This window comes from Marinomonas sp. AWM4_232 (assembly GCF_056158325.1).
Genome location: NZ_JBSWTA010000009.1, coordinates 1 through 8970 on the forward strand (window position 1 = coordinate 1; position 8970 = coordinate 8970).

At 34.1% G+C, this 8970-nt stretch carries 15 protein-coding genes; all 15 read right to left on the reverse strand.

The window, feature by feature from the left end; genetic code table 11:
* Nucleotides 1-97: 97 nt before the first annotated feature.
* The 15 genes from ACXAC1_RS19970 to ACXAC1_RS20040 all read right to left on the reverse strand — a co-directional run bounded on the left by ACXAC1_RS19970 (nt 98) and on the right by ACXAC1_RS20040 (nt 8225).
* The gene (locus ACXAC1_RS19970; protein WP_475063975.1) at nt 98-424 is read right to left on the reverse strand and encodes a hypothetical protein; all 327 of its coding nucleotides are present in this window, start codon (nt 422-424) and stop codon (nt 98-100) included.
* A 769-nt stretch (nt 425-1193) separates the two neighbouring features.
* Complete coding sequence (locus tag ACXAC1_RS19975) at nt 1194-1487, reverse strand: hypothetical protein (RefSeq protein WP_001235509.1); 294 nt, start codon at nt 1485-1487, stop codon at nt 1194-1196.
* On the reverse strand, nt 1484-1891 hold the full coding sequence (locus ACXAC1_RS19980; RefSeq protein WP_475063977.1) for a helix-turn-helix domain-containing protein: 408 nt from the start codon (nt 1889-1891) through the stop codon (nt 1484-1486). The genes ACXAC1_RS19975 and ACXAC1_RS19980 overlap by 4 nt, the downstream gene beginning before the upstream one ends.
* A 476-nt stretch (nt 1892-2367) precedes the next feature.
* The gene (locus ACXAC1_RS19985) at nt 2368-2607 is read right to left on the reverse strand and encodes a hypothetical protein (protein WP_475063979.1); all 240 of its coding nucleotides are present in this window, start codon (nt 2605-2607) and stop codon (nt 2368-2370) included.
* Between the two features lie 302 nt (nt 2608-2909).
* Nucleotides 2910-3296, reverse strand: coding sequence for a hypothetical protein (locus ACXAC1_RS19990; protein ID WP_000105161.1), 387 nt, complete (start codon nt 3294-3296; stop codon nt 2910-2912).
* A 1-nt stretch (nt 3297) separates the two neighbouring features.
* The gene (locus tag ACXAC1_RS19995) at nt 3298-3543 is read right to left on the reverse strand and encodes a hypothetical protein (protein ID WP_000114348.1); all 246 of its coding nucleotides are present in this window, start codon (nt 3541-3543) and stop codon (nt 3298-3300) included.
* A 269-nt stretch (nt 3544-3812) separates the two neighbouring features.
* Complete coding sequence (locus tag ACXAC1_RS20000; RefSeq protein WP_000260249.1) at nt 3813-4268, reverse strand: hypothetical protein; 456 nt, start codon at nt 4266-4268, stop codon at nt 3813-3815.
* A gap of 128 nt (nt 4269-4396) precedes the next feature.
* Nucleotides 4397-4855 carry a hypothetical protein gene (locus ACXAC1_RS20005; RefSeq protein ID WP_475063981.1) on the reverse strand — a complete coding sequence of 153 codons (459 nt, stop codon included), beginning with the start codon at nt 4853-4855 and terminating at the stop codon, nt 4397-4399.
* A 739-nt stretch (nt 4856-5594) separates the two neighbouring features.
* Nucleotides 5595-5876 carry a hypothetical protein gene (locus tag ACXAC1_RS20010; protein ID WP_475063983.1) on the reverse strand — a complete coding sequence of 94 codons (282 nt, stop codon included), beginning with the start codon at nt 5874-5876 and terminating at the stop codon, nt 5595-5597.
* Between the two features lie 62 nt (nt 5877-5938).
* Nucleotides 5939-6319 carry a hypothetical protein gene (locus tag ACXAC1_RS20015; protein ID WP_475063985.1) on the reverse strand — a complete coding sequence of 127 codons (381 nt, stop codon included), beginning with the start codon at nt 6317-6319 and terminating at the stop codon, nt 5939-5941.
* Nucleotides 6320-6339: 20 nt separating this feature from the next.
* Nucleotides 6340-6624 (reverse strand): hypothetical protein, encoded by a 285-nt coding sequence (locus ACXAC1_RS20020; RefSeq protein ID WP_475063987.1) that lies wholly within the window; start codon nt 6622-6624, stop codon nt 6340-6342.
* Complete coding sequence (locus ACXAC1_RS20025; protein WP_475063988.1) at nt 6608-6817, reverse strand: hypothetical protein; 210 nt, start codon at nt 6815-6817, stop codon at nt 6608-6610. Before ACXAC1_RS20025 ends, ACXAC1_RS20020 begins: the two co-directional genes overlap by 17 nt.
* Nucleotides 6818-7077: 260 nt before the next feature.
* Entirely contained in the window at nt 7078-7284 is a 207-nt protein-coding gene (locus tag ACXAC1_RS20030) for a hypothetical protein (RefSeq protein ID WP_475063989.1), read from the reverse strand.
* Between the two features lie 128 nt (nt 7285-7412).
* A complete protein-coding gene (locus ACXAC1_RS20035; protein WP_475063991.1) occupies nt 7413-7829 on the reverse strand; it encodes a hypothetical protein in 417 nt (138 codons plus the stop codon).
* A 54-nt stretch (nt 7830-7883) separates the two neighbouring features.
* Nucleotides 7884-8225, reverse strand: coding sequence for a hypothetical protein (locus ACXAC1_RS20040; RefSeq protein WP_475063993.1), 342 nt, complete (start codon nt 8223-8225; stop codon nt 7884-7886).
* Nucleotides 8226-8970: the final 745 nt, after the last annotated feature.

Below are 8970 nucleotides of genomic sequence, written 5' to 3' on the forward strand. Positions count from 1 at the left end.
CCATGTATTGCTAAGGTTAAGTTCCTCGTGCAGTGTCAAGAGATCAGCACCTTTTGCAACTCTACTTTTAGTTTCTTCTTATACACTACTTCGATAATCATACTTGTTCACTCCCTACCCCTAAAATGTGATTCATAACGAATACTGGTTTAGATACTTGTGGTTCTATTCCTGCCATATATTGTTTTGTGTATAACGCTTTAAATTCATCTTCTGTAAAATCATAAGAAGGATAATAGATAGTTGCTACTTCGTCTCTCACACAAATATAACCGATTGTATGCTCTTTGTTTATAACAGTAACGCATTCGTTTCTCATATGAGGTACTTCGTCTAAGCTCTTATATTGCTTAAATTCAAATCTCTTGTCTAGCTTGTAACGGTTTACAACTGAATCATCATCAGCATAAGCTTCAAATATCATACCTACTTTGATTTCCGTTTCTTTAGTAAATCTCGAAATACATCCATATTATTTGTACGGAATAATTCTTTATCTCCGTCTAGAATGCTTGCTACACAAAACTGAAACTGAAAATCATGTTGTCGGTATGTCATTTTTAGTTCCATCTTACTTACCCTCCGATTCTGATTTATAGTATTGATTGTCTACCATATAATCAATTAAGAATACAGGAACACGACTAATGTCTGAATTGCGCTTTTTGAATAATTCAAATGCTAATCGTTTTAATTTTTCTTGTACCTAGTTCCAATGCTGGATACCAAATTGTAATGATATCTTCTTTTATACTTACTGCACCTTCCGTTACAATGGAGTCTACTACTGTAATAACGTACTCTGCTCGTAAAGGTACTTCTTCTTTATTTGTAAAAGGTCTTAATGCGATTGTTTGGTCTAAATGATATGTATTTTGGATTAGGATATTACCTACTTCTGATTTAACAGGTGTTCTTAGTTCGATTCCTGAATTTACGTAGGAAAGATTGATATACTGTTAAGTCTCCTGTTTCGAAATAGTTCTTTCTCTCCATCTTTCAGTTGTGCCACATGAAATTTTACTTCGCCATTTTCTATAATATGATTCGTTTCTAGTTTTAACATTACTCTTCTCCTTCTCTAATATGGAATATTGTTTTACCCTCAGGATTACCGAAAAATAGTTCATTGTATCCTGTTTTCGGATAATAAACTGTTAGTTCGTTTCCTTCTTTATGGAAATACCCCTTTGCTAACTTGTTTTCTTACAAACTCTACACTCTTTTATGCTACTTGGTAAGTCTTCTTTAAATTCAAATTGTTTGAGTTGTAGTATATAATCAAACTCATATAATCTCGTTACATTATGCTTATCTGATACAATCGTAGATGGACTTACTAGTTTGATACCTGTAAACTCAATTAGACTCTCTACCTCTTTTGGAGAAAATCCACTGTAAACTAGTACACCATCAGTTGTATATAAACCTGCTATGTTTAGAAAGATTTCAAAGCTGTTATAGGTATACACGACTTCTAGTCTCATTCTTTACCTCCTACTTCATCTTCGTTCTCTTTAAATAATACCAAGTTCATACCTAAACCTGTTGCAATTAATTCTACTGTTGACAGTTTAGGATAAGTAAAAGTATGAGCGCTTGCTTCAAATCTAGCAATTGCGGATTGCTTTAAACCTACTCTATCTGCTAACTCTTGTTGAGTTAACCTATAAGCAATTCGTCTTTGAGTAACAGTTTTTACTATATACGTTAAAAAATCCTCTGTTTCAGATGAAGAATTATAGTTCTCTAATTCTCCTTCTTCTGCAACATCTGTACAAATAAACTCAAATTTATGACTTGGTTTACCCTCAAAAATATAGTCTTTTTCCTTGCTGAATAAAATAAAACTATGTGTAGATACAGGTCTGTCAATAAAGTGTTTACGCATTTCTACCTTATCATTTTCTGTATTTAGTTTCGGGTTTATAAATAGTAGTTACTAAATCTGAATTATCTACATAACAAGCTATAAACTCACTACCTGATACCCCTGTAACTTCTGTATTACTTTTTGATAGTTTATTTATTCCTCCTACTTTATATTCTTTGAATATAACAGGTTTAATAGGATTATAGATAAAGATTCCTAATAATGTATCGTTCGTGTCTCATAATTCATTTCTGTATACACACTACCTATACGAACACCTATAACATGTAAGAAGTCTTTTAGTTGATGAAGGTCGTTCGTGATTAATAAATCCCCTTCTACACTATGAGAAACACGAACTTGTAAAAATTTACGTTTCCTCATTTCTCAACTTCTTGTTTATGACCTCTATCTGTAATACGAAAAGGCTTTTCATATACAACTTCTACTTTTAAACTGTTCTGTACTACACATAATTATACCCCACTTCTATCTTAAATTAATGACAACTCTTCTAACGTTACCTTGTCTGAAAGAGAACCCAACCCCTTACAGTCTTCGACTACCTCTCTTGGATAGTACAGGTATACTTTGTCGTCTTGCTTTCCTACATATAACTTAATAACCTTTTCATCTACTACAGAACCAACCAGTCTTACATCAATTTGCATGGTGTTTTCCTCATGCTCTGTATATGGTACTGCAATAAATTCTTTATCTGATTTAATTTTCATGTTTGAAATAACATAATCTTCGGTGAAAGATAAAATACTTTCGTTTGGATGCTCTACCCCTGAAATCGCTTAATAATAGTTTAATTGTAGGTAAGGTAGAACATAAGAAAATTAAGGTATCGTTATGTAATACTCTTATATGTTTTGATAGACCTATCTTCCGTGTTCTCTTTCAGATACAACTTGTAATTCTAACATACACTTCACCTCTCTTTTAACTTACTTCTATTATAACATAAATTTATCAATTTGTCAAATAAAGTATAAAGAAAAGAGGTAGTTTGACCTACCCTTGATGAGATTTAGATGATATGCTCTCCGATAAATTCATTTAGTTTTGTTCTTATCTTTATTAATTCATTGAACTGCTCTATCGTTTCTATTGAACTAGTTGGAATCTTTTCTATTTTCTTTAGTGCATCTTCTAGGATATACTTTGCTTCTTCCAACCCGTTGGTAGATTCCTTAGCGGTTGCACGTAAAGAACAATACTTACCTTCTTTTACTAATATACCGTCTCTACGGGTGTACGCTCTATTTATAATACTTGAAGCTTGGTTTGTATTAATTCCTTCAAAGTTATCTATTAAAATATGTTTTAATTCTTTAAATAAATATTGATTGCCTTGATCAAGTTTACCTGAAAGAACTTTAAATGCATCTTTTGTTAATACTGGTTTTGTTGACACATTAGTTACCTCCTTTCATTTTCTTTACTCTATATGTATAGATATCCATTCCTTTAATCTTATCTTTCTCGACTCCATCCTCTAACTCACAACCCATTTCATTCAGTTTCAATTGTAATTCTTTCTCATTCTCCAAATAATCCATCGGTTCTGAATCCTGATTGAAGAACATTTGAAATTGTACAGTTCCTTCTTCTAAATCTACAAACTTACGAACTAACATACCTTCTTGATATTTTACTGACATACTAAACACTCCTTATAGTTTCATTATGATAGATTAAGTAAATAGCGAACCCAACCGCTTTTCCTTTAACTCTGAACCTATCATAACATAGCAAAAATCCTTTGTATATAGGGTTTCGCAAACGTTCTCAAACGTTTATTTTACCTACCCCTAGGGAGCCTTTTGTAGAGCGATTTCTATCTAAAAATAATTTTGGATGTTTCGTAGATGTTTACTTTTACGTTTCGCATGTTTGAATAAAAAAAAAGAAGTAGCATTTGCTACCTCTCTTACTGATTGATAAAATAAAAAATCATTCTGAAATCTTCGGATTCTCTTTCCTCTTCCTTTTCTTCTTTATACGGGTTTGATAATTTTAAACCTTTACTTTCTAACCATTTGTGTAACTCTTCCATAGACTCTAGTTCTGCTACCGTATTACTAATACTATACTGGTACACATGAACTGACTTTATTTTTCCTTTGTCTTCTCCTAACATTTCCTCGTAAGCCACTACTTTATAACCATCTGATTCTTTTACAGGAAACTCATATACAACTTTACTATCTATAACTTTCTCAATAGGGTTTTCTATTTTACAACACATATCTAATAGAGTAATTTCTAACTCTTCTTTTGTTAAACCGTCTTGAAGCACCTTACTATTTATACTATCGAACAACTGAATCTTATCTAAGGTTTGTACTCCATTTTCATCTTCTTTATACTCTGCATGAACTACCATTCCACTTTTATACCTTAACCCATACTAAACACTCCCTCGATTAACTTATATCTTATTATAACATATAGTTTCTTATTTGTCAAATATAGATAAAATAAAAAGAGTAGGTTTTACCCTACCCCTTAATACTATATAAAGTTGATTGTACGAATACCATGTTCAACAATCAAATCCTGAACTGGTTGTGGTAACATTTCATAACATTCACTTTGTGGTTTTGGACGATAAATTGTTGTTTCGTTTCCTTCTGTATGAACGTAACAAAATACAACATCACCACATACTAAACCTACCATTCTTGTAACATCAGTTGGTATTTCTTCTTTATCAGTTACAAATACTTCTTTCAATGTATGAGGTACTTCATAGTTTAATACTTTACGGTTTTGAACCTCAACTAAACTTGAACCGGTTGCATATGTATGGTCTAACTTAAATCCTAGCTTGTTTGACCACTCTTCAAATGAATCTTTTTGACTAAACTCATATACAACTCCGTTTAGGTTACTATGTACAATTACTTTTTCTACTTCTCTTTTTGCATACCCTCGTTTATCACCTTTAAGTACTTCTTTTACTAAAATCATAGTCTTATACTCCTATCTTGTTTAAAATATGTAACCCTATCAGCCTTTAACCCATATATCTGTAGCTGACTTTTTCTCTAACATAAATTTATTATAACATAAGACTTTTTATTTGTACACTCTGTTTCTATAAAAATATTTAGACTCTTCGTTACAATAGTTAGTTTTCATGTGATAATTTAAAATAAGTTGCAAAAAGTGCGATATTTTATAAAAAGTTATGTTTTATGCGATATTTTAAGACAGTATTGTGTAATGCACATGTTGAATGCGAGGTTGGTTCAACATATGCATTCTCACCCTACAATTATGCTTCTCTTCCCTCTGAATCTAGCAATCTCTTATCCTTTCCATTTTAAGCCCTCTCACGCTTCCATAGAAAGGACTTCTCTAGAAAAATATACAAATAGGCGGAAATTCAAAATCTCTCCTATATGAAGCTGTAAAACCCTTTAAATGAAATCTACCCCTAAATTGGCTAAACACACCTTACTTTTCTTAACCTGCTTTGTTTCGGCTTGTACACCACTTTGTTCCTATTATATACACATAAGAAAAGGCACATGCTCAAAATCAACATGTACCCTCCTTTGTTTCGCTATGAAATTACGCTTTAAATAAATCTTTTAATCCTCTTCCGAAGTTTCTAGCACCCTTCATACCAAGTACCATTGCTCCACCTACTACAGTTGCACCTAACATAGCGGTTCCACCTAGTTTATAGCCCCAACCTTTACGCTTATACATGTTCTTTGTAGAATCCCGAACTCTTGTTTACAGAGCGACTTCCCCAGTTTTCCATATCATTAGCGATAAGTTCTCTTTTTCTTGCACTTCGGAAGAAGTTTGAACTACGTGCTATATCTTCTTCTAACGTGTTTCTTTCGAACTTTTGGTTTCCTATAGATAAGTAATACAGGTTCTCTACATTTTTAAATATAGTTACTGCACTAAATTCACCTCTAATACCTAAATCCTGTTTTACTTTCATGAAAGCAAAGTTTTTACTATCAATACTCATGTGTGCTAATCGTTTCATCTTTGTTAATATGAGCGAAATTGAACACATGAGCGTAATTGGCGTTATGGATTTGTTGTATCTTGTTCTACTGGTAATCCTTGTAGTGTTGCATCATCAATCTTCTTACTGTACTTTTGATTGTTTATGATTAAACTACCGTCTCGAACAACTAAAGATTCTACCCCATCGTAGCCACCAAATGATTTTACAATGTCTTTTGAAATACGCTCACAGAAGTCAAAGTAGTTTGTGTAATATTCTTCTTCGTTTCTTGCTTGATTATTCATTCTCTCAACTTCTAGGCGTTGCTTCATATAACGTAATTCTCTCGTTTGACCATTTAAGTTGTAAGCTGACACATTACCATAGACCTCTGAATTATAAGGTTCCATTACTTTTTCTTCGCTGTCTAAATTAGGGAATCTTTTCTCTAATTCACGCATTAATACGTTCTGTAGGTATTTCATTCATAAGAGTTGAATGATTGAACCTCTTGTGGATTCATATACGTACCAGTTTGTAATGGCGTATTAAATGGGTTATCTATTCCACCTTGAGCATTCACTTGACTTTGGTTTGGATTATACGTGTTTCCATACTTTTCAGCACGAGTTTGTGGTTGTGGTATATCGTCCATGCCCGGCATCATTTGTGGTTCTTCACCTGTATAAACCGTTTGAGGTGTACCTTTATACATATCCGTACCGATATCTACCTCTTCATGCTTATCTTCATGGTTCTTCTTCATGTTTATCAGCGTCTTCATCTTCTTCATGATTCACATTACGATTATCAACATCTAAGTTTGGTGCGATTACAGTAGAAGAATTGCTTGTTGCTAGTTCTTGCTCATTTCCAACTTCAAACTCTTCCTCTTCACTACCATCTATATCTCCTGCTTGTTTTGATTCATTTCCAAACAGTTCAAGATATGTAGCCATACGATTCTTACCACTCTTAAATGTCTCCAGGGTTAGCAAATGCATCTACTAAACATTGAGCCGAGAAATTCCATTCTGGTCTCTAAATCCATTAAGAAGTCTAGATAATCGCCCTCATACCCCATTTGATGAACAACCATGTCTCGCAATTGTTTTCGATTTCATTAAGGAACTTCTAGGGTCTAATTGCTTCCCACTACCTTGTGCCATTGCGGTTCAAGTAGTCAAAGAATCCAATCTCAGGTCTTAATTCATCTGTTTCAGGGTCTACGTTCTGGTTTACGTATCTTATCCCACTCTTTACCCGTTAACATGATTACCCCACCGACATACTGAAACTCAGGTGTTGTACATTGTGCTTTACGAGTCGCTGGGTCATTACTTAATGGTTTTGGCTCTTTTGCATTATTTAAGATTAAGTAAGGCTTGAAGAATGTTGCATCTGATTTCAATGTACTTACTTGCATGTTCCCCATTACCGCATCACGAGAACCCTTGTAATATACAAAGTTTCTAGCTTCTTGTGTTAATCTTGATTTAGAAGGTGAATCAGGTTTATTGGCTAACATGTATTGTGGGTAGTCTGCATTATACCCTAAGAACCAATCTGTACTAAAGTTATATAAGAAAGTACTGATTCGCATGTGTCATTATAGTCTTTACTTGCGTTTAACCCTCCTGCTTTCCCTTGATTTCGTGGGAATATCAGTTCACCATTTGGAAGCGGGTTGATACGAACATTTTGACCAATTACAAAGATATCAGACATCACTTCTTCTGCATTCTTGAAACCTGCATTTTTCGCATCGTTTAACTTTAGGATTGTACGGTCTAAATTATCTAACATATCCGTACAGTATGCTCGTTTCGGGTCTTGTATTTCTTTAATTAAGTTTTGTGCTTCCCTTACCTTTGCTTTCTCATTAGACTTTAATCCGTCCATTGAAGGGAAGTCTTCCAATACATCTTTCGCCTTCTCTAATTCCTGTAGAGTTGCTTTACTTAATAGCATCTCTTACTGAAAAATCCGTTTGTACCACGAGGATTTATCTTTTTAGATGAGAAGTTAGTTTGGAAACTTCGTAAACTCATCTAGTACGACTGCTATTCCGTTTGGACCACCTAACGCATCAAATAACTCTTTATTCGAACCACTTGCATATAGTCTTAGTAAAAGTAAACCTAGTGTAAAGATGATGGCTCTGTAATACACGATGTCACCTAACTCGTCTTTATAGGAATTGATATCCCACCACTCAGGTACTCTCGGTCTCCACTTACTAGACATTGCATCGTAATTTAATACGCCATTGATATCAAAGCTATCTGAATACGCTGAACCACTTACGATAAACATGTTTGGCGTACCATTGTCTACCCCTACGTAATCAGCGAATAGTGCCGCCATATCAGGTTTACGGTTCTAAGTAAAATACTGGACGTTCACTTGCAATAGCCGTTGATAGAATGTTACAGGCATTACCCCTTTACCACTTCGAGAACCTGCTATAATATTGTGAACAAGCTGTTTTGTGAAGTCTACCTTACTTCCTGCTTTAGAAGTAACTGTAGTTCCATCTGTTCCTTTACCTAATACAATGTTTGACCAGTCTACTGTTTCGCCCTTCTCCTGCAAGGAATCCAATACTTGATAGGCAAATAAAGGTCGTAATGTTTGCCATCTTTGCATCAAATGTATGTACATATTCGACTACATCAAATAACCCACCTTTTGTTCTTGTCTCAGGTGAAATGTTATACTCTCCACCACCTACGTTTCCTACCCCATCCATGATTCCATTGATAATATTCTCCATTATCTTTTGGTTTGTTGGGAGTTCGCATCCGTAGATTCAACCATACGAATTTTAATACTTGCCCAGTCTTCATAATTACTGCTTGGTGAAGACTCAAGTTCAGGTATAATTGCCATTGTTACCATAGAACGTGAAATACGCTCTAGCCCTGCTTTTATCAGTTCTGTATCTTTTACAACATCTTTAAATTGAATTTTACCGTCTTCTACTAACCCTTCTCGTTTACAATCAACTTTACCCCTTTATTAAGGAAATGACGTAGATTCGGTCTGATGTAGTTTTAGTGCAGTGAATCCCAGTGTCTGTAGCTGTATTTTTGACATACCGTTTAACCTT